The organism is Mesorhizobium sp. B264B1B, assembly GCF_020165765.1.
GTDB lineage: Bacteria > Pseudomonadota > Alphaproteobacteria > Rhizobiales > Rhizobiaceae > Mesorhizobium.
Map to the genome: position 1 here is coordinate 417,480 of NZ_JAIUIS010000003.1, position 24,230 is coordinate 441,709.

The following is a 24,230-nucleotide window of genomic DNA, read 5'->3' on the forward strand; positions in this document are numbered from 1 at the left end:
CACGTTCGTGGAGGAGAGGAAAAGAAGCGTTTACTTCCAGGTCCTGCGCCGCTCGAGCTCGGCGTCGGATGGCTCCCCCGTGACAAAGGAACCGGTCTTGATTTCGCCGGCGCGCTCGTAGGTCGCCATGATGACGCCGGTGCTGGAAGCCTGCGAGCGGGTCAGCTTGAAGGCGGCCGGCATCGCGTCATCGCCGAACAGCCGCTTGCCCTTGCCCAGCAACAGCGGGAAGATCATCAGCCGAATCTCGTCGATCAGCCCATTGGCGAGCAGGATCTGGATCAGATTGGCCGATCCCTGGATGAGCAGGTCAGGTCCATCTTCCTGTTTGAGGCGGCGCAACGCCGGGACGATATCAGGCCCAAGCGATTGCGTGTTCTGCCAGGTGAGCGAATCCGGACGATGCGTCGCTACGTATTTGGTCGCAGGGTTGAAGGCATCCGCGATCGGATCTTTCTGATACGGCCAGTATGCGGCGAATATGTCGTAGGTTCTGCGGCCGAGCAACAGGGCGAAGGGTTTGGAGAATAGTTCATCCATTGCCGCGCCCGCCACTTCGTCAAAATAGTGGAACGTCCAGCCGCCGAACTTGAAGCCGCCGACGGGATCCTCCTCCGGGCCGCCCGGCGCCTGCATGACGCCGTCGAGGCTGACGAATGTCGCCGCTATGATCTTTCTCATGGGATGCTCCTCCTGTTTCGATCCACGCCGTCAGGGCCGGACTTCAGCCCAAGGACGGATGACTGGCTGGCCGTCCGACAGGGCGTGCCGAATTTCGGTTCGTCAGACCCGAGGCCGCGCATCGAGGCTGCGTGACGAAAACCAGACATGCTCAAAGATCGCGGTGGCGGTGCGGTCCGGCAACTTGTCCGCTGTCAGCCAGATCGAGCGGCTGCGCGCGGCCTGGTCGCGCGTCGGGATTTTTGCCGCGAGACTTGCAACCGACGCGCCGGAGCAAGGGATGAACCAGGAGCGCATGAAAGGGTCGCAGGCAAAACCGTTTTCGGTGCGGGTCACCAGAACGGCCAGGGGAACGCGCTCGGCCGGGCGCCACGGGAAGATCATGCGGCCGTCCGGCTTCAGCGCCTTGAGCCAGCCGGGTGGAGGTGCCGCGACGCCGGCATTGACATAGATGACGTCCGACGGCGGCAAATCCGATGTGACGGCATCGCCAGGAATGACAGTGACGTTCTCGTAGCCCGCAAGGTTTGCCTTTGCCCGCGAGGCAAGATCGGCGTCCAGTTCGAAGGCGGCAACGGTGCCGCCAGGTGAAACCAACCTGGCCAGCAAAGCCGTGTAGTAGCCGGTGCCGGCGCCGATGTGAGTGACAGCCTCGCCGGGCCTGGGCGCGAGTTTCCCGATCCACATGGCGTGCAGGAACGGCTCGCCATTGTTGATGCCCTTGTCGGCATCGAGCACCACCAGCACGTTCTGATAGATGAAGCGCGGGTCGGCGCTCGGGGTCTCGACCGCGCCTTGGCCGGCGACGATCGTCCATGGGCCAGGACCGAGAAACGCCTCGCGCGGCACGGCCGCGAACACCTCTTCAAGACGCGGATCGGCGGAACGCGCCTGGGCAGCCATCAGCTTGGCATAGAAGCTTCGGGATTGGGCTATCGTGGTCATGATCGACCGAGAAATAGCGCGGGCCGCGTCTTTGTCGCGGCCGATCTCAGCCGATCCCGAACAGCGTGTCGTAGAGCAGCTTGAAGTTGAGCACCAGGATGATGGCGGCGACCACCCAGGCGAGCGCCGCAACGCCGCGCGGGATGGCAAGGCTGCCCATCTTCTTCCTGTCAGAGACGAACTGGACCAGCGGGATTACCGCGAAGGGCAGTTGCATCGACAGGATCACCTGGCTGAACACCAGCAACTGGCCGGTGCCCTTTTCGCCGTAGAGCGCGGTGACGACCACCACGGGGATGATGGCGAGGCCGCGCGTCAGCAGGCGCCGCGCCCATTGCGGAATGCGCAGGCGCAGGAAGCCTTCCATGACGATCTGGCCGGCAAGCGTGGCGGTCACCGTCGAGTTCAGGCCGGAGGCGAGCAGCGCCACGGCAAACAGGATCGAGGCGATGCTCAGGCCGAGCAGCGGCGACAGCAGTTCGAAAGCCTGGCCAATCTCGGCGACGTCCTGGTGGCCGGTGTTGTGGAAGGCGACCGCCGACACGATCAGGATCGAGGCGTTGACGAACAGGGCCAGCATCAGGGCGATGGTCGAGTCCGTCGTTGCCCATTTGATGGCGTCGCGCTTGCCCTCGTCGGTGCGTTCATAGGCGCGGGTCTGCACGATTGAGGAGTGCAGATAGAGATTGTGCGGCATGACGGTGGCGCCGATGATGCCGATGGCGATGTAGAGCATCGCCGGATTGGTGACGATTTCGGATGACGGCACGAACATCGAATGCAGGATCGTGCCGGCCGGCGGCGCGGCGACGAAGATCTGGATGGCAAAGCAGCTGAAGATGATGATCAGAAGCGCGATGACGAAGGCTTCGAGATAGCGGAAGCCCTTGTTCATCAACAAAAGCACCAGGAAGGCGTCGAGCGCGGTGAGCATGGCGCCGCCGATCAGCGGAATGCCGAACAGGAGCTGCAGCGCGATCGCGGTGCCGATCACTTCGGCGAGGTCGCAGGCGATGATGGCGAGCTCGCAGGCGATCCACAGCACGAAGTTCACCGGACGCGGGTAGTAGGCGCGGCAGGCCTGGGCGAGGTCGCGGTCAGTGGCGATGCCGAGACGCGCGGCCAGCGCCTGCAGCAGGATCGCCATCAGGTTGGACAGCATGATGATGAACAGCAGCGTGTAGCCGAACTGGGCGCCGCCGGCGAGGTCTGTCGCCCAGTTGCCCGGGTCCATATAGCCGACCGAGACCATGTAGCCCGGCCCCATGAAGGCAAACAGGCGACGGAACCAGACGCCCGAATTCGGCACGGCGATCGAGGAATTGACCTCGCGCAGACTCGGCTGCTCGTCGCCTGGCCTGTCGAACCGCCACGCGGGTCTGGCTATGGCGGTGGCGTCGGTCTCGGACATGGCGAATTCCGCTTGATGCAATGGATGATGTCTCCTATCTATGTCGCGGCTCAACATTATGCAATATGCTATATTTCATTGATCATGCTTTTGTGATGTGATCGATCGTGCTCCGACGCGGCGGCGATGCGGTTGCGCCTGGGCCCGAATGCAAATAAACGCCAGGATTGTGGGGGCCCGTGCTATGAATGCGGGCCGATTCAATCTTCGGGCAGCCAAGGAGGAGCGCATATTGGCGCTGAAGAACAGACCGGTCCCGCGTGAGCCGCTGCCCGATGCCGATGTCCATTCGGAAGGGTTCCGGCAGACGCGCGAAGCGCGCCGCAGCGCGCTGGTCGAGGACTATGTCGAGTTGATCGCCGACCTGATCGAGGACGGCAACGAGGCTCGCCAGGTCGACATCGCGGCCAGGCTGGGGGTCGCCCAACCGACAGTGGCCAAGATGCTGACCAGGCTGTGTGCCGACGGGCTGGTCTCCAGAAAGCCTTATCGCGGCGTGTTCTTGACCGAAGCAGGTCGCAAGGTCGCGGAAGAGAGCCGCATTCGCCACCAGACGGTGGAGGCTTTTTTGCGTTCGCTCGGCGTCAGCGCCGAGACGGCGCGCATCGATGCCGAGGGCATAGAGCACCATGTCAGTGCCGAGACACTGGAAGCGTTCCGCAAGGCGATGACGGCGGGCTAGGGACTTTGCCAAGCCGTTGGCTCGTTTCGCCGGCGATGCCATAGACATTCCACAGTCGCGGCCAGAGCAGCGGAGCCAACATGCCAGCACGGCCACGGCCGCGAAAAATGCTGTGACTTGGCGCAACCATTGAGATAATTGTTCATGAGGTGGAGCCGGCCTCGCGCCGGATCGACCAGTAAATTCGCAGCGCGGGGAGTTGCCATGCTCTGGAGAGGCCGTCGTCAGAGTGACAATGTCGAGGACCAGCGCAGCAGCGGCGGCGGCGGATTTGGTGGTGGCGGACCCGGCCAGTTCCGCATTCCGATCGGCGGCAGAAGCGGCGGCGGCATGTCGATCTCGACCATCATCATCCTCGTCGTGCTCTATTTCGGCCTGAAAGCCTTCGGCATCGATCCGATCCAGGTGCTGAGCGGCGGCGGTGGAGGCCTGCTGCCTGGCGGCGGCGAGATAACGGACAACAGCGGCAGCCAGGACGGCGGCACCGGTGCGCCGGCTTCCGACGAGATGAAGCAGTTCGTGGCAACCGTGCTGGCCGAGACCGAGGACACATGGACCGGCATTTTCAAGGCCAACGGACTGACCTATGAGGACCCTAAGCTGGTGCTGTTCAGCGGGCAGATCCGCTCGGCCTGCGGCTTCGCCTCGTCGGCGGCCGGACCGTTCTATTGCCCCGGCGACCACAAGGTCTATCTCGACATGACATTCTTCCAGCAGCTGGACCAGCAGTTCGGCGCCTCGGGCGAGTTCGCGCGGGCCTATGTGATCGCGCATGAGGTCGGCCATCACGTGCAGAATCTGACCGGCATCATGTCCAAATTCAACCAGATGCGGCAAAGCATGGGCGAGGCCGAAGCCAACCAGATGTCGGTGCGCGTCGAGCTTCAGGCCGACTGCTTCGCCGGCGTCTGGGCGCATTATACGGCGCAGAAGGGCATATTGGAGCAAGGCGATATGGAAAGCGCGCTCAATGCCGCCAGGCAGATCGGCGACGATACGCTGCAGAAGAAAATGCAGGGCTATGTAGTGCCGGAAAGCTTCAACCACGGCACGTCGGCGCAGCGGCAGACCTGGCTGGCGCGCGGCTACAAGAGCGGCAAGCTTTCCGACTGCGATACGTTCAACAACCCGATCTGAGCATCCGGTTCTTTCACGGGTGACCTGACGGCAAGGATGTCGTCAGGGGGTGTCAGGATGCGAACGTCCTGCTTGTTCCCTCATTGTTCCTGATGGCGGGCTCGCCTATAAGTGCCTCCGCCTGCGCGCCAGGCGCCGGGAAGGAGCAGACGAAACCATGATCGATCCCAAAACCGCCAAGCGGGGGCTTGCGCTCGTCTTCACGACGCTGCTCCTCGACATCATCGGATTCGGCATCATCATGCCGGTGCTGCCGGCCTATCTGCAAGAATTGACCGGCGTCGGCGTCTCGGAGGCGGCGATCGAGGGCGGATGGCTGTTCTTCGTCTATGCGGCCATGCAGTTCTTCTTCGCGCCCATCATGGGCGGGTTGAGCGACCGGTTCGGCCGGCGGCCGATCCTTCTCGCCTCCGTGCTGACGTTTTCCATCGACAATCTGATCTGCGCCATAGCCTGGTCCTACCCGATGCTGTTCATCGGGCGCGTGCTGGCCGGCATTTCAGGCGCCAGCTATTCGACCACATCAGCCTTCATCGCCGACATCTCGAACGATGAGAACCGGGCCAAGAATTTCGGCCTGCTCGGCATCGCCTTCGGCGTCGGCTTCGTCATCGGGCCGGTCCTTGGCGGGCTGCTCGGCACCTTCGGGCCGCGCGTGCCGTTTTATTTCGCCGCCGGACTTGCCTTTGTGAACTTCCTGATCGCGCTGTTCCTGCTGCCCGAAACGCTCGATGAAAAGCACCGCCGGCGCTTCGAGTGGAAGCGCGCCAACCCAGTCGGCACGCTTCTGCAGATGCGCCAATATCAAGGCATTGGCTGGATCGGGCTCGTCTTCTTCCTGATGACGCTCGGCCACATGATGTATCCGGCGGTCTGGTCGTTCGTCTCCAACTATCGCTATGGCTGGAACGAGCAGCAGATCGGTTTTTCGCTCGGCGCTTTCGGCCTGTGCGGAGCCATCGTCATGGCAACGGTGCTGCCACGCATCATTCCCAGGCTTGGCGAGTGGAGGACGGCGGTGATCGGTCTGGCGTTCACGGCGCTCAGTGCTTTCGGCTACGCCTTCGCGACGCAGGGTTGGATGATTTATGCGGTGATCGTCGTCGGCTGCCTGGAAGCGCTGGCCGACCCGCCGCTCAGGAGCCTCGCCGCCGCCAAGGTGCCGCCTTCGGCGCAGGGTGAATTACAAGGCGCGATGACGTCGATCTTCTCGATCACATCGATCGTCACGCCGCTGCTCTATACCGCGATCTTTTCCTGGTTCACCGGGCCAAGCGCGCCAGTGACCTTCGGCGGTGCGCCTTACCTGGTTGGCGCGGTTTTCCTAGTGCTGGCGCTCGTTGTCTTCGTTACGAAAGTGGCGAGGCCTGCGGCACTCGGAACCGTCACCAAAGGCGTCGCGGAAGATGGGGCACGAATATGAGGATCTGTCGGAACTAAGCCCGTTCGGCCAGCAGTTCCTCGCCGCGCTTTTCGCGGATCAGGTTGACGAAGCGGCGGAACAGATAATGCGAATCCTGCGGGCCGGGCGAGGCCTCGGGGTGGTGCTGGACCGAGAATACCGGCCGGCCTGTCAGCGCGATGCCGCAATTCGAGCCGTCGAACAGCGAGACATGGGTTTCCTCGACGCCTGACGGCAGCGAGTCGGCGTCGACGGCAAAGCCGTGGTTCATCGAGACGATCTCGACCTTGCCTGTAGTGTGGTCCTTGACCGGATGGTTGGCGCCGTGATGGCCCTGATGCATCTTGGCGGTCTTGCCGCCCAGCGCCAGCGCCAGCATCTGGTGGCCGAGGCAGATACCGAACACCGGAATCTCGGTCCTGAGCAGGTCCTGGATGACCGGCACGGCGTAGGCGCCGGTGGCTTCAGGGTCGCCGGGGCCGTTGGACAGGAAGATGCCGTCCGGCTGCATGGCGAGGATTTCCTCGGCGCCGGTCTTGGCCGGAACCACGGTCACCTTGGCACCAAGCCCCGCAAGCAGGCGCAGGATGTTGCGCTTGACGCCATAGTCGATGGCGACGACATGCATGGAGGGCTCGTCCTGTTCGCCAAAGCCCTCGTCCCACACCCAAGGCGTCTCGCGCCACACCGAGGACTGGCCTGACGTGACCTCCTTGGCGAGGTCGAGGCCGATCAGGCCGGACCACGCGGCGGCGCGGCGTTTCAGGTCGTCAAGATCGAAGACGCCGTCGGGCGCATGCGCGATAACGGCGTTGGGCATGCCCTTTTCGCGGATCAACGCGGTCAACGCGCGGGTGTCGATGCCCGAGAGGGCGACGATGCCGCGCTTCTTCAGCCATTGATCGAGATGGCCGGCAGCGCGGTAGTTGGAGGGATTGGTGACATCGGCCTTGAACACGGCGCCGACGGCACCGGCGCGAGCAGCCGGATTGAGGTCCTCGATGTCTTCGCCGTTGGTGCCGATATTACCGACATGCGGGAAGGTGAAGGTGACGATCTGGCCGGCATAGGACGGATCGGTCAGGATCTCCTGATAGCCGGTAAGCGCGGTGTTGAAGCAGACCTCGGCGACCGCCGAACCCGTTGCGCCGAGACCGCGACCCTCAATGACGGTGCCGTCGGCCAGCACCAGCAATGCCGTCGGTTTCTCGGTGGCCCAAGCGGGGGTGGACGCGGTGTCGGCCATGGCGGCACTCCTATCAGGCCGCGCGCTTCAAACAGGCCCGGCGGGCTATTTGCGCGGCAAACGGCGCGGAGCGGCGAATTCGCTGCCTCCACGCACTCAAGCTTCAGTTCATGCAAGGCCCAGTACATAGGGGAAGGGGGCAGGTCGGTCAATGATGATGGGAAATGCCGCTACGATTTATTTCATTGAGCAATATCATAGGCTTGCCTCGACATATCAGGGTTTGCGTTGGTCCGCACCGGGCGCTATTGTCCGCGCCGACCGAAGGAGAGAGCACGATGCGCGCAAAAATCGCCGAATCCCTGAAGAGCGCGATGAAGGCGCAGGACAAGCACCGGCTGCCGACATTGCGGCTGATCCAAGCCGCCATCCACGATCGCGATATCGCCAATCGCGGTGCCGGCAAGGAACCGGCCAGCGACGAGGCGATCCTGCAGATCCTGGCCAAGATGGTGAAGCAGCGCGAAGAATCGGCCAAGGCCTTCGAAGACGGCAAGCGTCCGGAACTGGCCGCGCAGGAGCGCAGCGAGATGGAGATCATCCGCGATTTCCTGCCGACGCAGCTCGACGATGCCGCCATCACCGCCGCGGCGCGCGAGGCGATCGCGGCGACCGGTGCCGCCAGCCAGAAGGACATGGGCAAGGTGATCGCGGCACTGAAGCAGAAATATGCCGGCCAGATGGATTTCGGCAAGGCAAGCGGCATCATCAAGGGGCTTTTGCAATAGTCGGCGCGTCGAGCGCGAGCGCCAGCGCTCGCCTGCCTATAAAACAACCTTCTGGGGCTCCAACGCGTGGCGCAATGCCGGCGCCTCCTGCTGGATATGATCCCACAAACGGTTGGCGACCGGCCCGTGGGGACGGTCGCGGCGACGCGCAACCACCAGTTCGTCGGTGCGGCCCGGCATATGAGGGCCGGCGATGGACCGCAGGCGTCCATCACGCAGCTCCTCCTCGATCAGGAAGCGTGGCAGGTGGCCCCAGCCGAGGCCCTGCAGGATGATCTCCTTCTTCATGCCCTGGTCGGCGACCAGGCATTGCGGCGCGCCTTCGACCATGAAGTAGTCTTGTTGCGGTGAATGGCGGGCAGTGTCGCGCATCACGCATTGGGTGAGCGCCTGCATCTGGTCGGGTGTGATCGGCGGCTCGATGCGCTCCGGCAGAAAGCCCGGTGCCACCACGGGAATGAACGGCACCTTGCACAAATCGATCCATTCCACCCGCGCATCGCCCTTGTCGATCCAGTGCAGGACCAGATCGGCCTCGTCGTCGAAAAGGCGTTCCCAAGGGCCGCCGACGGCCTCGAAGTGCAGGTGCAGACGCGTGCCGGGACATTGCGCGAAGAACCGCCCGAGCAGGCCCAGCACCTGCGGTCGTGGGCATAGGTCGCCGATCACCACATGAATTTCGCTTTCTTCGCCCATCGAGAGCTGGGCGGCATGCACGCGCAGGCCTTCCACTTCGCGCAGCAGCGATTGCGCCCGGCGGTGGAACGACAGCCCGGCCTCGGTCGGGCGCACGCGATAGCCGCTGCGGTCCAGGAGAACGAGGTCGAGCTGCCGTTCCAGCTTGGCGACAGCGGCGAATACAGCCGGGTGTGAACGATGCAACAGGGCCGCCGCCGGCTGAAAGCCGCCGGTGCGGATCACGGCGTCGAAGCACTGCAGGTCGTGCAAGGTGAAGTCAGCCATGTCAGCTTTGATTACAGAGATTGTCCTCACTTTGTAATATCAACAAAACAACGACATGGCTACGCTCTGTCTCATTCAACCCTTCCAGAAGGATCTTTCATCATGAATGAGCTGAATTTCGTAACTGTTGGCGATGGCACGCGCATCGCCTACCGCTTCGACGGCGATGCGGCAAACCCGGTGCTGATGCTGTCGAACTCCATCGGCACCACACTGCATATGTGGGATGGACAGGTCGGCGAGCTGTCCAGGCATTTCCATCTTCTGCGCTATGATTTTCGCGGCCATGGCGGATCGAGCGTGCCGGCCGGCGCCTATTCGCTCGATCGGCTCGGCGGCGACGTGATCGAGCTGCTCGACGCGCTCGGCCTTGGCCGCGTGCATTTCCTCGGCCTGTCGCTGGGCGGCTTCGTCGGGCAATGGCTCGGCATCCACGCGCCGGAGCGGATCGACCGGCTGATCCTGAGCAACACCTCGTCGCATCTCGGACCGGCAAGCTATTTCGACGAGCGCATTGCCGCCGTCCGGCAGGCGTCCGATATGGCGGATACCGCCGAAACGTTCCTCAACAACTGGTTCCCGGCAAAAATGGTGGCGGCCAACGAGCCCTTCATCGAGGAATTTCGCGCCATGCTGCTCACCATCGACCGACAAGGCCTGGCGGGCCTCTTTGCGGCGGTGCGCGACGCCGACCTTCGCCGCACCGTGGCGCTGATCTCGCGGCCGACGCTGGTGATCGCCGGCGAGCACGACACGGTGACGGCGGCCAGCCACAGCGAACTGATCGCCGCGGCGGTGCCCGGCGCGAAGCTGGTCGTCCTGCCGGCGGTTCACCTGTCGAATGTCGAATATCCATCCGGTTTCATGCAGGCGGTGTTCGATTTTCTGCGCTGAGGGATGCGATCCCGTAGACCCCGCATCCCCGGAGCCGGGACGGACCTCACGGCTCCTTGCAGATCGGCACCGGCTGCGGCGGCGGTGCCGGGTGGTCCTTCCTGTATTGGGCAATGATCGGCTCGAGCGTCTTTCGCGGCCAGAATTTCGGCGTGCCGATTTCCTTCAGGCAGGATGCGTTCCAATAGGGGCCAGCGTCCGACAGCGAACGGCCCGCCGCCACGATTTGCGCAACGGCGGCGATGTCGCGCGATTCAGGGTAGATGTAGAGCGTAGTCGGATTGTCCTTCACCATCGGGATGATCTGCCGCGCATCCGCCGCCGACCAACTGGTGCAGCCATTGCTGCGGCCGCCGGCATAATCCACCAGTTTGCCGAACGGCACGTAGCCGTCATGGTCGGCATGCGAGCTGGCCGGATCTTTGCGAAGACACATTCCCTTCAACACTTCCGCCGGATGCCCGCCGATCACGCGCTGCCTGGCGTTCGCGGCCTCGCCCTCGCCATCGAACTGCACGAAGGTACGCATGAAAGCCACGTCCTGCTTCGCCGCAGTGCGATAATAGCCTTTGAACGAGGTTTTCGCCTCGCCGGTCATATAGGCGCCGCCGGCGGTCAGTGACGAATCCAGCGCATTGCCGAAGTTCTTCGCGCAGCGCTTGCCATTGGCGAAATCGGCGACGCCCTTCAGATTCCGGCCGCTGCCGTGGCCCGCCGAAACGGCGCGAAACGCCTGGCTGGCCTCGCAGATGATGTAATAACGGTGACCCAGTTTGTTGTTGCCCAGATCGCTAGGGCGCGTTGCATCCATGGCGAAGTAGCAGGGATTGTTAACGGCTCCTGCGCCGACTTTCTTCAGGTAAAGCGCTCGGGCCCGCTCCAGGACCACAGCTGAGATCTGGCCATCACCTTCGCCGACATGGGCCTGCAGCCAGGCCGGAATGGCCGAGGGCGCGGCAAAGGACCGTGCCGTCAAAGCGACGACAACGAGGAAGAGGCTGGCGACGACACCCAGCGGGATAGATATCAACCGCACCAGACCCGTTCTCCTGTCGAAGCGTTTGTGTTTTTGGCGGTGAATCACCCCCGGCACGATCATAAATCGGCTTATGCCGGCCGGCGAAACACATCTTGTTCAGCATTCCCGGCACGTATGCGCGTTTTCGACCCGTCAGCATTGGGGTATTGTCTGATTCCGGCGCGCCCACGCCTCCTCCCTCCGTCGGGAAAGCATCATTCATGCGGGGCAATCCGATCATCGAACCGACTGTTCGAGCACCAGGCATAAGGAGGGGTTGCGAAGACTGCTCGCACCAGGAGGTTTGCGATGATTGCGCCCATTTACCATCTGAAGCGTCAAGCCAGGCTGTTGTCGCGCGAGGAAAAGATTCCGCTCCATCAGGCGCTCGACCGTATTGCAGCACGCGAAGGTTTTGCGAGTTGGAGTCTGCTTGCGGCGAAGGCGGTCGAGAACCAATCCCCCGGCAGGCTGTTCTCGCGGCTGGAGCCTGGCGACCTGGTTCTGGTCGGTGCGCGACCAGGCCACGGTAAGACGCTGATGAGCCTCGAACTCGCGGTCGAAGCCATGAAGCGTGGCCATCGCAGCGTGTTCTTCTCGTTGGAATACACGCATCGCGATGTGCTGGACCGGTTTCGCGCCATCGGGGCGGACCCCGCCCAGTTCGACCGATTGTTCGCGTTCGACACTTCCGATGGCATCAGCGCCGACTACATCGTCGAGGTGTTGGGATCGGCGGTGCGCGGGACGCTCGCTATCATCGACTATCTGCAACTGCTCGACCAGAAACGGGACAATCCGGAGCTGATGGATCAGGTGCGCACGCTGAAGGCTTTTGCGCGTGACACGGGCGTGATCCTGGTCTTCATCTCGCAGATCGACCGCTCCTACGATCCGTCGACGAAGCCGTTTCCCGATATCAGCGACGTTCGGCTACCGAACCCGCTGGATCTGTCGCTGTTCAGCAAAGCGTGTTTCCTCAACAAGGGCGCGATCCGCTTCCAGCCCGCTTGAGCGTTCCAGTGGCTATCGCTATGCCTGCTTGGCCTGCGAAGGAGCATGGATCATGATCGAAATTGTCAAGCCCGGGCTCAAGCATCTGGCGTCCTACAAGGCTGCGCTCGAGCGCGGCTGGTCGCCCGACAATGTACGGCTCATGGAGGCAGCTCGCGAGCAGCTTGCCGCAATCGAGGAGGATCCGGCGGCGTTCCTGGCCAGCCTCGATGATCCCGAGGCCAAGGGGCCGCCGATCACCTTGCCTGACGGCAGACAGGTCCCGCGCCTGCCGGGCTTCAGGCGCTGGATGTGGGACGGCGAGACGTCAGGCTCGATCGGCCTGCGCTGGCAGAAGGGCACGTCGGCGCTGCCGCCGCACGTGCTTGGCCATATCGGCTACGCCGTGGTGCCGTGGAAACAGCGACGCGGCTACGCGACGGAAGCGCTGCGGCTTATGCTGGATGAGGCGAGGGCGGTCGGCCTGGCTCATGTCGACATCACCGCAAAACCTGGCAATCCGGCCTCGCACAAAGTGATCCTGGCCAACGGCGGCAGACTGGTCGAACGTTTCCTCGAAGATGCCGCCTATGGCGGAGCGGAGAGCCTGCGGTTCCGCATCGATCTGTAATGCGTTGGAGCTGCGCAGCCGCCGGGCGAGACATGACTGTTCATCGCGTCGTGCTTGCGCCGGTGGACGCCCGGATCAGGCATGATCGGTGGTGGATGTCCTGACGCGGATAATCTACTCAGCCGCTGCCGTCAGCGGTGGCGTGGCGTTGCTGCGCCACTCCCAGATGTGCGAGGCGAGCGCCACCGCGACTGCGACGAGCATCGCCACAGCGCCAAGCAGCGGCAGGCTGCGATAACCGTAACCGCCATTGAGCATGGCAGCACCGAGCGATGCCGCGAGCGCTATACCGACATTGAAGCCGGATGGGATCAGCGAGGAGGCCAGGTTCGAGGCATCCGCAGTCCAGGACAGGATGCGGGTCTGAATCGGCGTACCGATGGCGAAGTTGAGGCCGCCCCAGATGACGATCGCCACGATCATCGGCACGGGATAGGGGCTGACGGCATAGATCACCGCAAGCGTCACCGCCTGCAGGGCCAGCATGGTGATCAGCGAGGGCATCAGCTTCCAGTCGGCTAGCCTGCCGCCGAGGAAGACGCCAAGCGTGGCGCCGACGCCGTTGAGCAAGAGCACCCAGGGCACCAGGTTCTCGTCGAGGCCGGTGATCTCGATCAATGTCGGGGTGATGTAGGTGAACAGGCCGAACTGGCCGATCATCAGCATCAGCATTAGGATCAGCGAGGTCCAGACCTGCTGGCGGGCAAGCACGCGGACCTCGCGGGCGAGGCCGGCGGGTTTGGCCTGATAACCTGTGGTGCGCGGCAAAAGGGCTGCCATGGCAAGCGTGGCCGCCACGCCCAATGCGCACATAACCCAGAAGGTCGCGCGCCAGCCCCAGATGTTGCCGATGGCAGTGCCCGCCGGCACGCCGATCACGTTGGAGACGGTGAGGCCCGACAGGATGACGGCCACCGCCATGCCGCGCTGGTCCTCGCGCACCAGCCCGACCGCCACCACCATGGCGACGCCGAAATAAGCGCCATGCGCGACTGCGACGGCAATGCGCAGAAGCAGCATCGAGGTGAAGTCGGGCGCCAGCGCGCAGGCCGCCTGACCGATGGTGAAGGCGACCGCGAGGCCGAGCAGCAAGGTTTTGCGCGGCAAGGACTTGGTGGCAAGTGCCAGAAGCGGACCGCCGATGGCAATGCCGCAGGCATAGCCGGAGACGAGGTAGCCCGATGTCGGAACCGAAACGCCAAGCCCTTGCGCCACCTGCGGCAGCACGCCGGCGATGACGAATTCGGTGGTGCCGAAAGCGAAGGCAGCGATGAACAGGGCGATGAGCGGAAGCGACATGGCGGGAATTAAATCCTCGAATGCAGGCCTCAAACCACGGATGCGCGCTGCCGGCAATCCAGAAATTTTTGTCGCCGCTTTAGCTTTTCTTGATCTCCGGGTTCAAAATCTTGACCCCGGGTTCAGAACGGGGTCTTGCGTCCATAAGGAACCTTCAGCCATGCCCGCTCATGAAAATAATAGAGCAGCGACTTGGTGAAGACTTCTGTCACGCCGATGGCGGCCGCCAGCTTGACGCTTCCGGTCACCACCAGCGAGATGATCATCGTATCGATGGTGCCGGTCACGCGCCACGAAAGCGCCTTGGCGAAACTGCGCGAATGGGTGTCCATCGATCTCCTCCGAAAGCTTTGGCTGATATGCCTAGCCCGAGCGATGGAAACGCGGCAATGGCAATTTTGCCGCCGAAGGACCGACGCCATGCAATTCTGCCGCAATACAATTTTTTCGGCAGAGTGCGGCGCTCTTCCTTCTGCCCTTGTTTGTTGGGAGGTGGCGTCGCAAAGCGAGGTGGGGATGAGGTGTCTCAAAGAAGGGAGAGATGTCGTTGATCAGCTCGCCTTCAACCTGGATCCGCCGAGGAGGCCGCGTTCTTCCAGCACGGGATAGGCCATCGATGCCAGCAGCGAGTTGATCTGTTTGAGATCGCGGATGGTGTCGAGGTGGATCGAACTGGTCTCGACGCTTTTGGCAGTGCCTTCGCGCAGCCGCAGGAAATGGCTGGCGCTGGTCTCTTTTTCGGCGTCGCGCAGCCGTTCCTTCTCCAGCACCAATTGGCGAGCCGTCTCGGCATCGCGCGACACCAGCACGTTGAAGGCAAGCCGCGCATTGGCGAGCACCGAAGCGTGGAAGGCGCACAGCTCGCTCCAACCCTCGTCGGTGAATTCCAGTCCACGGTCGAACTTCTTCTTCACATGTACCAGCATGTTGCGCACGATGATGTCGCCGACCTGCTCCAGCTTGACGCAGGCGCCGATCAGTTCCTGGCAGCGCAACGCCTCGTCCTCGGTCAGCGGGTTCTTGGTGACCTTGGCGAGGTAGAGCTTGATCGCCGCGTGCTTGCGGTCGACGCGGTCGTCAAGGGCGGCCAGCGCCTTGATCTTGTCAGCATCGGCGCTCTCGTAGAGCTCGATGATGCGCTTGAGCATGATCTCGACCGTCTCGCAGACCCGCACCACCTCGCGGGTGGCATTGGCCAGCGCCTGGCTCGGCACGTCGAGCGCGCTTTCGTTGAGCGCCGAGAGTTCGACGACGTCGAGCGTGGCGGCTGGCGCCTTGGTGCCGAGCGCCACGATCTTCTCCGAGGCGCGGTAGACGAGACCCGCCAGCGGCAGGCCGGCGAGCAGGATCAGCACATTGAACAGGATGTGGGCATTGACGATCTGGTCCGCTGCCGTCGCGCCAAGGAACGCGAAATGCGGCCTGAAGATCATGACCAGGATCAGCATGACCAGCGAGCCAAGCCCGCGCATCAAGAGGTTGCCGATCGGCACGACGCGCACTTCGGGGCCGGAGGAGCGGGTCAGCATGGGCGCGATGATCGACGAACCGAGATTGACGCCCAGGATGAGGACGACGCCGAGTTCGGGCGTGATCAGGCCGCGGCCCGCCAGCGTCGCCATCAACAGGACCGCGGCGATGCTCGATTGGAACAGCCAGGTGATCAGCGCCGCCAGCAGATAGGCGGTGATGGAATCGCCGGAGAAGTAATTGATGATGACCGGCATCAACTGGCTGTTGCGCAGCGGCTCGGATGCCTGACCGATCATTTCCAGCGACAGGATCAAAAGGCCGATGCCGACCAGGATGCGACCGGTCTGGCGCCAGTCGCGCCGCTCGGTGGCCATGAACATGACCGTGCCGGTGATCAGGCAAAGCGGCACCAGCAGCGTGAGATCGAAGGTGAGCAGCTTGACCACCAGAGCCGAACCGATCTCGGCGCCGCGCACGGCCAGTTGCCCGGCCGCGCCCGAGACGATGCCGGAGCCCGCGAAGGAGCCGACCAGCAGCGTGACGGCGGTGGAGCTCTGCAGCGCTATAGCGAGGCCGGTGCCGGCCAGCACCGCCATGACAGGATTGCGCATGGTGGCGCGCAGCTTGTGGCGCAGCACGTCGCCATAGGCGCGCTCGACGCCGGTCTTCACCATGCGCGTGGCAAACAGCATCAGCGCCACGGCGCCGGCCAGATGCAGGAGAACCACGGAGCCGCTCATTGCGGCGCACCGATACGGACAAGGCCGGCGACACGGGCAGCGCGGCGGCCGGGGGAAGGAGGAGGGGTGCGAATCATGATCATGACGTTGGCCGATAATAGCTCGAATATTTTAGCCGGATAATAAAAATTTGTCGATTTCAAGGGCTCTCCGCGCGCGACGGGCCGTGTCGGAGAATGGACGGATGCCGAAATGGTTGCATGAGCCTCGCCGCCCTGACGCAGCGGATCGGCCGGTGTTGCCGCCCGCCCTTCGCCCGGAATTTGCGAGGATGTTCAACCAACCGGTCTAAAGCTTCGGATTCATTACGGAATTGTAATGCTCATGTTCAGTTTCGGTTCATTCTTCGACGGCTATTTCTGCGGCATTGACAACCAAGGAGATTCCTTCATGAAGCGCATTGTTCTTTCCGGTCTTGCTTTCTCGATGCTGGCCGCCACGTCCCTGACGGGCCAGGCCGCACCGCTCAATGCGCCGGTCGCGCCGCAGTCGAACTATACCAATGTCGATTGGCAGAAGCCCACCAACCGGGATGTCAGGAAGCGCGTCATCCAGAAGCGCGTTATCCAGAAGCGTATCATTCAAAAGAAGGTCGTCGTGAAGCGGAACAACTGGCGCAATGGCCAGAAATATTCCGGCTGGCGGCAGCATCAGCCGGTCCGCGATTATGGTCGCTACGGCCTGCATCGTCCTGGCCGTGGCCAGGAATGGATCCGCGTCGGCAACGACTATGTGCTGGTCGGCGCCCTCTCCGGCATCATCTTTGGCGCCATCGCCGCGCAGTAAAGTCCCGATAGTGCCAGACTGGAGGAAGGGCGGCCCGCAACGGCCGCCTTTCCTTTTGCCCTGTGGAAACCGGGCATCGTCAGCATTAGGGGTCGCCGGATTTCGCGGGCATGATTATATGGGGGATAAACGAGTTCCCCGATGCGCTTTCCGCCCGCCTTCCTCGACGAGATACGCGATCGCGTGCCGATTTCGCAGGTCATCGGCCAGCGCGTCGCCTGGGATCGCAAGAAGACCAATGCGTCGCGCGGCGATTATTGGGCCTGCTGCCCGTTTCATGGCGAGAAGAGCCCGTCCTTCCATTGCGAGGACAAGAAGGGCCGCTATCATTGTTTCGGCTGCTCGGTCTCGGGCGATCACTTCAAGTTCCTGACCGAACTTGACGGACTGAGCTTTCCCGAGGCGGTCGAGAAGATTGCAGACATGGCCGGCGTGCCGATGCCGGTTCGCGACGTGCAGGAGGAGCGGCGCGAGAAGGAACGCGCCAGCCTTACCGACGTCATGGAAATGGCGACTGCCTTTTTCCAGGAGCGGCTACAGGGCGCGGAAGGCGCCAAGGCCCGTGCGTATCTGCGCGACCGCGGACTGACGCCCGCGACGCAGCATGCTTTCCGGCTGGGCTATGCGCCCGACAGCCGCAATGCGCTGAAGGAGCATCTGGCCGCAAAGGGCGTGCCGAAGGCTGATATCGAGGCCTGTGGGCTGGTGCGACATGGCGACGACATTCCGGTCTCCTATGACTGGTTCCGCGACCGCATCATGTTCCCGATTCCGGATTCGCGCGGCAAGATCATCGCTTTCGGCGGGCGAGCGCTGGCGCCGGATGCGCTCGCCAAATATATGAACTCGCCCGATACCGAGCTCTTCCACAAGGGCAACGTACTCTACAATTTCGCCCGCGCGCGAAAAGCGCTGGCCAAGGGCGGCACGGTCATCGCCGTCGAAGGCTATATGGATGTCATCGCATTGGCGCAGGCCGGCTTCGAGAATGTCGTCGCGCCACTCGGCACGGCGCTAACCGAAAACCAGCTCGAACTGTTGTGGCGTATGGCCGCCGAGCCGGTGCTGTGCTTCGACGGCGACAAGGCCGGGCTGAAGGCCGCATGGCGGGCCGCCGACATGGTGCTGCCCGTAGTCCAAGCCGGGCGCACGGCGCGTTTCGCGCTGCTGCCGGAAGGCAAGGATCCCGACGACCTGGTCAAGGCGGAGGGGCCGGATGCCTTCCGCGCCGTGCTGGCGGAAGCGCGTCCTCTTGCCGATCTGTTATGGATGCGCGAGACGGCGGGCGGCGTCTTCGACACGCCGGAGCGGCGGGCCGAACTGGAGAAGCGGCTGCGCGAACTGACCAGCCGCATCCGTGATGAAAGCCTGCGATATCACTACCAGCAGGAGATGCGCGAGCGCGTGCTGAGCTTCTTCGGTTCTCAGCGCGCAACGCGGCAAGGTCGTCCGGACTGGAAACCGGGGCAGGGCAAGGCGCCCGCTCCCGGCGGACAATTCGCTAAAGCCGGCGGTGGTCGCATCGCCATCACGGAAAGTCTCGGCCAGTCGGCACTGGTCAAGCGCGGCAACGAAGGAATGTCGGTGCGCGAAGCGACGATCATCGTGGCACTGGTCAACCACCCGGCGCTGATCGACGAGAATTTCGCCCATGTCGAGTTCCTCGATCTCGCCAATTCCGAGCTGAGGCGGCTGCACGGCGCCATCCTCGACGCGATGGCGCATGACATGGCCAATGACCGCCACGCCGTGGTGGCGACGATCGAGCGCGCCGGCTGCGCCGAGATCTGGGAGCGTGCCGTCGGCCTGATCAGGCGGGCGCGGCAGTGGCCGGCGCTGGAGACGGCAGCGCTCGAGGATGCCCGCGACGCTCTGAACCAGGCGCTGCACTTGCAGCGCAGCGCGCGCACCTTACATAAGGAGCTGAAACAGGCGGAAGCGGCGATGGATGCGGATCCTTCGGACGAGAATTTCCGCCATCTGATCGAAATTCAAGCGCAATTTCGGGATGTACAAGCGACGGAAGCGCTGATCGAAGGTTTCGGTGTTTCGTCGGGCAGGGCTGGTCGGGCCTGAAGCATGGTTCCGAAAAGCGGGACCCGGTTTTCGGGAACGATCATACTCCAGCAGAAGAAAGGCGGAGCTCATTTCGGCCCGAGGGTTGGGACGGGCTCATGCCAGCAAGTGCAGGAATGACGGCGTTGTCATGGATCTTCTAGAGCCGGACCGCGCTAAGTCGGGTAATTGATTCGCTTTTTTCATGCGAATCATGCGAGAGGCGCTTGACCTTCCGGCAGAATGGCGGAATCAGGACGATTCGAAACGTTAACCCGCACCCGCGTCGACGGGAAAAGCAGCGATGTGAGGTCTTGGTCACTGGACAGGCAGCCAGCCTGCCACAGATATCAGGGTTAATCTGGACTTAATGCATGTCGCCCAAAAATGGAAACCGGTTTTGGGCGACGACAGGGCACCAACAAAGAGATGATGCAGTTATTGGCCCGGTGAAGCGCGTTGCAAAAGCGAGCCCAGCCGATTTGACCGGTCCGACAGCTTGCGCGGCCTCGATGTCGGGCCGCTAGGAGAAGATAAAGACTATGGCGACAAAGGAAAAGGAAGAGGTCGAGACCGAACGCGAAGGCGCCACCGATGGCCCTCTGCTCGACCTTTCCGATGATGCTGTCAAGAAGATGATCAAGGCCGCCAAGAAGCGCGGCTATGTCACCATGGACGAGCTGAATTCGGTGCTGCCCTCCGAGGAAGTGACCTCCGAGCAGATCGAGGACACGATGGCGATGCTGTCCGACATGGGCATCAACGTCGTCGAGGACGACGAGCAGGGCGAAGAGGCCGAGGCCGGCGACACCGCGGCGGATGCCGAGGAAGACGCCAACGAGCTGGCCGAGCAGACCGGCACCGCCGTCGCCGCCACAACCACGAAGAAAGAGCCGACCGACCGCACCGACGATCCGGTCCGCATGTACCTGCGCGAAATGGGTTCGGTCGAGTTGTTGTCGCGCGAGGGCGAAATCGCCATCGCCAAGCGCATCGAGGCCGGCCGCGAGACGATGATCGCGGGCCTGTGCGAAAGCCCGCTGACCTTCCAGGCCATCATCATCTGGCGCGACGAGCTCAACGAATCCAAGATCCTGCTGCGCGAGATCATCGACCTCGAAGCCACCTATGCCGGCCCCGAGGCCAAGCAGGCGCCGGTGGTGGAGCGCGTCGAGGAAGCGCCTAAGGTCGAGGAAAAGCCGCGCCGCGGACGCGACGATGAAGACGACATCACCAATGTCGGCGCTGACACGCGCGGCATCGGGGATGACGACGAGGAGGACGAGGACGAGGCCAGCCTGTCGCTGGCGGCAATGGAAGCCGAGCTGCGCCCGCAGGTCATGGAAACGCTCGACGTCATCGCCGACACCTACAAGAAGCTGCGCAAGCTGCAGGATCAGCAGGTCGAGAACCGGCTGGCCGCGGCCGGCACGCTGTCGCCCAGCCAGGACCGCCGCTTGAAGGAGCTGAAGGACCAGCTCATCAAGGCGGTGAAGTCGCTGTCGCTCAACACGGCGCGTATCGAGGCGCTGGTCGAGCAGCTTTACGACATCAACAAGCGCCTGGTGCAGAACGAGGGCAAGCTATTGCGTCTCGCCGAAAGCTATGGCGTGCGCCGCGAGGAGTTCCTGAAGGAATATCAGGGCTCCGAGCTCGACCCGAACTGGACGCGCTCGATCGCCAATCTGACCTCGCGCGGCTGGAAGGAGTTCACCAAGAACGAGAAGGACGCGATCAGGGATCTGCGCGCCGAGATCCAGAATCTGGCCACGGAAACGGCCATCTCGATCCTGGAATTCCGCAAGATCGTCAACCAGGTGCAGAAGGGCGAGCGCGAAGCGGCGATCGCCAAGAAGGAAATGGTCGAGGCCAATCTGCGCCTCGTCATCTCCATCGCCAAGAAATACACCAATCGCGGCCTGCAGTTCCTCGACCTGATCCAAGAAGGCAATATCGGCCTGATGAAGGCCGTCGACAAATTCGAATATCGCCGCGGCTACAAGTTCTCGACCTACGCGACATGGTGGATCAGGCAGGCGATCACGCGTTCGATCGCCGACCAGGCGCGCACCATTCGCATTCCGGTGCACATGATCGAGACGATCAACAAGATCGTGCGCACCTCGCGCCAGATGCTGCACGAGATCGGCCGCGAGCCGACGCCGGAGGAACTGGCCGAGAAGCTCGCAATGCCGCTCGAAAAAGTGCGCAAGGTGCTGAAGATCGCCAAGGAGCCGATCTCGCTCGAAACGCCGGTCGGCGACGAGGAGGATTCGCATCTGGGCGACTTCATCGAGGACAAGATGGCGATCCTGCCGATCGACGCGGCGATCCAGGCCAATCTGCGCGAGACCACCACGCGCGTGCTCGCCTCGCTGACGCCGCGCGAGGAGCGTGTGCTGCGCATGCGCTTCGGCATCGGCATGAACACCGACCATACGCTTGAGGAAGTCGGCCAGCAGTTCTCGGTCACCCGCGAGCGTATCCGCCAGATCGAAGCCAAGGCGTTGCGCAAGCTCAAGCACCCGAGCCGCTCGCGCAAGCTCAGAAGCTTCCTGGATAGCTGAGGCCTACCGATTGCGAAGAGATCAAGGGCGCCCATCGTGGCGCCCTTTTTCTTTGGCGCTCGCCATTGCGGCACGCGCCGTTAGGGAGGATAATTTCGTGTCGGATGCATTTTTCTGGGCGACAGCCCGGGAAGCCCGCCCCGGTCGAGGCCGTGTCGACATCGCATGGCCTGAGCACCGTGCTCCGTGGCCCCGGAGGAGGCGTGCCATGACGACTTACATCATGCTGATGAACTGGACCGAGCAGGGCGCGAAGAACGTGCGCGAATCCCCCAAGCGCCTCGATGCCGCCAAGACGCAACTGGGCGAGATGGGGGGATCGTTCAAGTCGTTCTACCTGACCATGGGGGAATTCGACATGGTGGCGGTGGTCGAAGCGCCCGACGATGCGGTGCTGGCGCGTTTCGCGCTGATGCTGGCCGCGGGCGGCAACGTCAAGTCACGGACCCTGAAGGCTTTCCCGGAGCTTGCTTACCGCGAGATCATCTCGTCGCTTGGATGATGCAAATCGGACGTTCCGGAGCCGATGAGCAGGTGCCGGCTCGACGGCGCCTTGCGGCAAGACGGTGCGCTCCATCGTGATAGAGTGCAGCGAGCGGAGATCGCGATGAAGAAAGTTTCGATATTGGCTATCAGCCTTGCCGCGTGGTCGTCGATGCCGATCGATGCCCACACTGCCCCGCAAAAACCGGTCGGCATGTCCAATCCCGCATCGGTCCATTGCGGAGAGATCGGCGGGCGCCTGGTGATCAAGAAGGACAAGGCTGGCAATGAATATGGATTTTGCCGCTTGCCCAATCGGCGGCTGTGCGAAGAGTGGGAGCTGTTTCGCGACAACAAATGCGTCGGGCCGAAGACGGTGATGGGCCTGAAGTGATCGACAGCAGAACCAGGCCCTTGCTGACCGTCTGGTACAACACGCGCTGCCCGGTCTGTGATGCCGGAATTGCCAGGCAGAAGCGGCGGCTGATCGAGGCGATCAAGGCCGGGCGGATCGAATTTCGCGACATCAATCATGAACCGGAAGCCTTGGCCGGATTTGGCGCTTCGCTGGAAGACATCCGCCGCCGGCTGCACGCGACCGATGCTCAGGGCAGGCTACTGGTCGGCGCCGATGTCGCCATCGCCGTGTGGGCGCTGACGCCGGGCGAGGGCTGGCTGGCAAAGTTGCTCGGCAACGCCCTTACCCTGCCGCTCGCTCGCTTCGGCTACGACCGCTTTGCCGACCTGCTCTATGCCTGGAACCGACGCAACGGCCGCTGGTAACGCCGGCTACTCCAACCATGGTGAAGATGTTCGCGCGCGACCGGCGGGTCGGCGTCCGACAGATGCTGTTCGCTTCCGGCCCGATACATCGTAAGATATATCTTGACTCCATGCTGGCGTGCGCCTAGCTAAGATATATCGTAAGATATAACTCAAGGAGCAATCAATGCACGGACACAATCATTTTGGCGATCGCGCCGAGCGCGTCTTCATGCACATGGCCGGCAAATTTGGCGGCAGAGGCGGGGGCGGCGGCTTTGGCCCGTTCGGCCATGGCAGGGGCGGCGGACGCGGCGGCCCGGGCGACATGTTCCGCGCCGGGCGCATGCTGGCCGACGGCGACCTCAAGCTGATCACGCTGTCGCTGCTGGCCGAGGCGCCACGCCATGGCTATGACATCATCAAGGCCTTGGAGGAGCGCACCAGCGGCATCTACAGCCCGAGCCCGGGCGTGGTCTACCCGACGCTGACCTTCCTGGAAGAGGCAGGCTATGCCGTGTCCTCGAGCGAAGGCAACAAGAAGGTGTTTTCGATCACCGAGGCCGGGCAGGCGCATCTTGCCGACAACCGTGAGATGATCGACGGCGTTCTAGATCATCTCGAGCGCTTCGGCCGCAAGATGGCCAAGGCGCGCGACTGGTTCGGCTGGAACGACGATAGCGAGGATCGGCGCGACGGCCGAGGCGGCCGTTCGGAAAAGCGCGACGAATTCCGTGCGCTGCGCCACCGGCTGCGCGCCGCGCTGAGCGACATCGTCGATGCGCCGGCGGACAAGCAGGCCGAGGCGATGAGCATCCTCGAAGACGCCGCCGCGGCGCTCGAAGCGCTGTCGCGCAAATAACCCGGCTTCGGTCCAACCGGCACGGCCCTTGCCCGTTCAGGCAAGGAGCGATAGTGAAATTCATCCCGCGCCACATTATGTGGTGCGGGATGAATGCTGTTGGAGGAAGTCCGATGTCTTTTCTGAAGCGCCTTTTCGGCGCTGGCGGTGATGAAGCGGCCGAGCCAAAGAGCGCCGCACCGGCCAAGCAGGTCGAGCACAAGGGTTTCACGATCAGCGCCACGCCCTACAAGGCCGATGGCCAGTACCAGACCTGCGGCGTCGTCTCCAAGGACGTCGACGGCGTCCTGAAGGAACACAGATTCATCCGCGCCGATCGCTTCGCCGGGTTGGACGACGCCGTCGACATCTCGATCAAGAAGGGCATCCAACTCGTCGACGAGCAGGGCGAGCGGATGTTCGGGTAGACCGCCGACGAACGGCTCAAGAATTCCAGAGATCCGAGGGCCGGTCCAGATATGGGCCGGCCCTT

The 24,230-nt window shown here is 63.1% G+C and carries 25 protein-coding genes; 15 read left to right on the forward strand and 10 right to left on the reverse strand.

Going from position 1 to position 24,230, the window contains the following annotated elements:
* Positions 1-30 precede the first annotated feature (30 nt).
* From LB547_RS08690 to LB547_RS08700, 3 genes are all read right to left on the reverse strand, one after another.
* Positions 31-681, reverse strand: a complete 651-nt coding sequence (locus LB547_RS08690; RefSeq protein ID WP_140760502.1) for a dihydrofolate reductase family protein — start codon at positions 679-681, stop codon at positions 31-33.
* A 102-nt stretch (positions 682-783) separates the two neighbouring features.
* Positions 784-1,626 carry a protein-L-isoaspartate O-methyltransferase family protein gene (locus tag LB547_RS08695; protein WP_181167698.1) on the reverse strand — a complete coding sequence of 281 codons (843 nt, stop codon included), beginning with the start codon at positions 1,624-1,626 and terminating at the stop codon, positions 784-786.
* A gap of 46 nt (positions 1,627-1,672) precedes the next feature.
* Positions 1,673-3,037, reverse strand: coding sequence for an Nramp family divalent metal transporter (locus LB547_RS08700; RefSeq protein WP_140524851.1), 1,365 nt, complete (start codon positions 3,035-3,037; stop codon positions 1,673-1,675).
* Positions 3,038-3,269: 232 nt separating this feature from the next.
* On the opposite strand from LB547_RS08700, the gene mntR reads away from it, so the two are divergent.
* The 3 genes from mntR to LB547_RS08715 all read left to right on the forward strand — a co-directional run bounded on the left by mntR (position 3,270) and on the right by LB547_RS08715 (position 6,279).
* Positions 3,270-3,719, forward strand: coding sequence for a manganese-binding transcriptional regulator MntR (gene mntR / locus LB547_RS08705; protein ID WP_181165236.1), 450 nt, complete (start codon positions 3,270-3,272; stop codon positions 3,717-3,719).
* A 204-nt stretch (positions 3,720-3,923) separates the two neighbouring features.
* Complete coding sequence (locus LB547_RS08710; RefSeq protein WP_140524850.1) at positions 3,924-4,856, forward strand: neutral zinc metallopeptidase; 933 nt, start codon at positions 3,924-3,926, stop codon at positions 4,854-4,856.
* Positions 4,857-5,013: 157 nt separating this feature from the next.
* Positions 5,014-6,279, forward strand: a complete 1,266-nt coding sequence (locus LB547_RS08715; RefSeq protein WP_140524849.1) for a TCR/Tet family MFS transporter — start codon at positions 5,014-5,016, stop codon at positions 6,277-6,279.
* A gap of 13 nt (positions 6,280-6,292) precedes the next feature.
* On the opposite strand, the gene carA is transcribed toward LB547_RS08715, so the two are convergent.
* Positions 6,293-7,504: a glutamine-hydrolyzing carbamoyl-phosphate synthase small subunit gene (gene carA, locus LB547_RS08720; protein WP_140555988.1), complete on the reverse strand. Its 1,212-nt coding sequence runs from the start codon at positions 7,502-7,504 to the stop codon at positions 6,293-6,295.
* Between the two features lie 278 nt (positions 7,505-7,782).
* Here carA and LB547_RS08725 point away from each other — a divergent pair, with 278 nt between their 5' ends.
* A complete protein-coding gene (locus tag LB547_RS08725) occupies positions 7,783-8,232 on the forward strand; it encodes a GatB/YqeY domain-containing protein (RefSeq protein WP_140524847.1) in 450 nt (149 codons plus the stop codon).
* 36 nt (positions 8,233-8,268) lie between these two features.
* On the opposite strand, the gene LB547_RS08730 is transcribed toward LB547_RS08725, so the two are convergent.
* Positions 8,269-9,195, reverse strand: coding sequence for a LysR family transcriptional regulator (locus LB547_RS08730; RefSeq protein WP_140524846.1), 927 nt, complete (start codon positions 9,193-9,195; stop codon positions 8,269-8,271).
* Between the two features lie 102 nt (positions 9,196-9,297).
* On the opposite strand from LB547_RS08730, the gene LB547_RS08735 reads away from it, so the two are divergent.
* Entirely contained in the window at positions 9,298-10,089 is a 792-nt protein-coding gene (locus LB547_RS08735) for an alpha/beta fold hydrolase (protein ID WP_140760505.1), read from the forward strand.
* 46 nt (positions 10,090-10,135) lie between these two features.
* Here the strand turns inward: LB547_RS08735 and LB547_RS08740 are convergent, their stop codons facing one another.
* The gene (locus tag LB547_RS08740; RefSeq protein WP_140760508.1) at positions 10,136-11,125 is read right to left on the reverse strand and encodes a hypothetical protein; all 990 of its coding nucleotides are present in this window, start codon (positions 11,123-11,125) and stop codon (positions 10,136-10,138) included.
* 291 nt (positions 11,126-11,416) lie between these two features.
* Between LB547_RS08740 and LB547_RS08745 the strand changes: the two genes are divergently transcribed.
* Together LB547_RS08745 and LB547_RS08750 are read left to right on the forward strand one after the other, a co-directional pair.
* A complete protein-coding gene (locus LB547_RS08745) occupies positions 11,417-12,121 on the forward strand; it encodes a DNA helicase (RefSeq protein WP_140760511.1) in 705 nt (234 codons plus the stop codon).
* Positions 12,122-12,173: 52 nt separating this feature from the next.
* The gene (locus LB547_RS08750) at positions 12,174-12,731 is read left to right on the forward strand and encodes a GNAT family N-acetyltransferase (RefSeq protein ID WP_140582017.1); all 558 of its coding nucleotides are present in this window, start codon (positions 12,174-12,176) and stop codon (positions 12,729-12,731) included.
* A 114-nt stretch (positions 12,732-12,845) separates the two neighbouring features.
* On the opposite strand, the gene LB547_RS08755 is transcribed toward LB547_RS08750, so the two are convergent.
* The 4 genes from LB547_RS08755 to LB547_RS08770 form a co-directional block, all read right to left on the reverse strand.
* Entirely contained in the window at positions 12,846-14,030 is a 1,185-nt protein-coding gene (locus tag LB547_RS08755; RefSeq protein WP_140666143.1) for an MFS transporter, read from the reverse strand.
* Between the two features lie 122 nt (positions 14,031-14,152).
* Positions 14,153-14,362, reverse strand: coding sequence for a DUF2061 domain-containing protein (locus LB547_RS08760; RefSeq protein ID WP_140495915.1), 210 nt, complete (start codon positions 14,360-14,362; stop codon positions 14,153-14,155).
* A 219-nt stretch (positions 14,363-14,581) separates the two neighbouring features.
* A complete protein-coding gene (locus LB547_RS08765) occupies positions 14,582-16,243 on the reverse strand; it encodes a Na/Pi cotransporter family protein (RefSeq protein ID WP_140524841.1) in 1,662 nt (553 codons plus the stop codon).
* Entirely contained in the window at positions 16,240-16,386 is a 147-nt protein-coding gene (locus LB547_RS08770) for a hypothetical protein (RefSeq protein ID WP_224656282.1), read from the reverse strand. Before LB547_RS08770 ends, LB547_RS08765 begins: the two co-directional genes overlap by 4 nt.
* A 247-nt stretch (positions 16,387-16,633) precedes the next feature.
* Here LB547_RS08770 and LB547_RS08775 point away from each other — a divergent pair, with 247 nt between their 5' ends.
* The 8 genes from LB547_RS08775 (at position 16,634) to LB547_RS08810 (ending at position 24,165) form a co-directional block, all read left to right on the forward strand.
* Positions 16,634-17,029: an RcnB family protein gene (locus LB547_RS08775; RefSeq protein WP_140495913.1), complete on the forward strand. Its 396-nt coding sequence runs from the start codon at positions 16,634-16,636 to the stop codon at positions 17,027-17,029.
* Between the two features lie 141 nt (positions 17,030-17,170).
* Positions 17,171-19,105, forward strand: a complete 1,935-nt coding sequence (gene dnaG, locus LB547_RS08780; protein WP_140760514.1) for a DNA primase — start codon at positions 17,171-17,173, stop codon at positions 19,103-19,105.
* A 521-nt stretch (positions 19,106-19,626) separates the two neighbouring features.
* Entirely contained in the window at positions 19,627-21,651 is a 2,025-nt protein-coding gene (gene rpoD / locus LB547_RS08785) for an RNA polymerase sigma factor RpoD (RefSeq protein WP_140495911.1), read from the forward strand.
* A 208-nt stretch (positions 21,652-21,859) separates the two neighbouring features.
* Positions 21,860-22,153: a GYD domain-containing protein gene (locus LB547_RS08790; RefSeq protein ID WP_140495910.1), complete on the forward strand. Its 294-nt coding sequence runs from the start codon at positions 21,860-21,862 to the stop codon at positions 22,151-22,153.
* A 105-nt stretch (positions 22,154-22,258) separates the two neighbouring features.
* Positions 22,259-22,528: a DUF333 domain-containing protein gene (locus LB547_RS08795; RefSeq protein WP_140495909.1), complete on the forward strand. Its 270-nt coding sequence runs from the start codon at positions 22,259-22,261 to the stop codon at positions 22,526-22,528.
* 20 nt (positions 22,529-22,548) lie between these two features.
* Positions 22,549-22,917, forward strand: a complete 369-nt coding sequence (locus tag LB547_RS08800) for a thiol-disulfide oxidoreductase DCC family protein (protein WP_140496404.1) — start codon at positions 22,549-22,551, stop codon at positions 22,915-22,917.
* A 166-nt stretch (positions 22,918-23,083) separates the two neighbouring features.
* Positions 23,084-23,758, forward strand: coding sequence for a PadR family transcriptional regulator (locus LB547_RS08805; protein WP_140516739.1), 675 nt, complete (start codon positions 23,084-23,086; stop codon positions 23,756-23,758).
* Between the two features lie 113 nt (positions 23,759-23,871).
* Complete coding sequence (locus LB547_RS08810; RefSeq protein ID WP_140760518.1) at positions 23,872-24,165, forward strand: HlyU family transcriptional regulator; 294 nt, start codon at positions 23,872-23,874, stop codon at positions 24,163-24,165.
* The last annotated feature ends 65 nt before the right edge of the window (positions 24,166-24,230 follow it).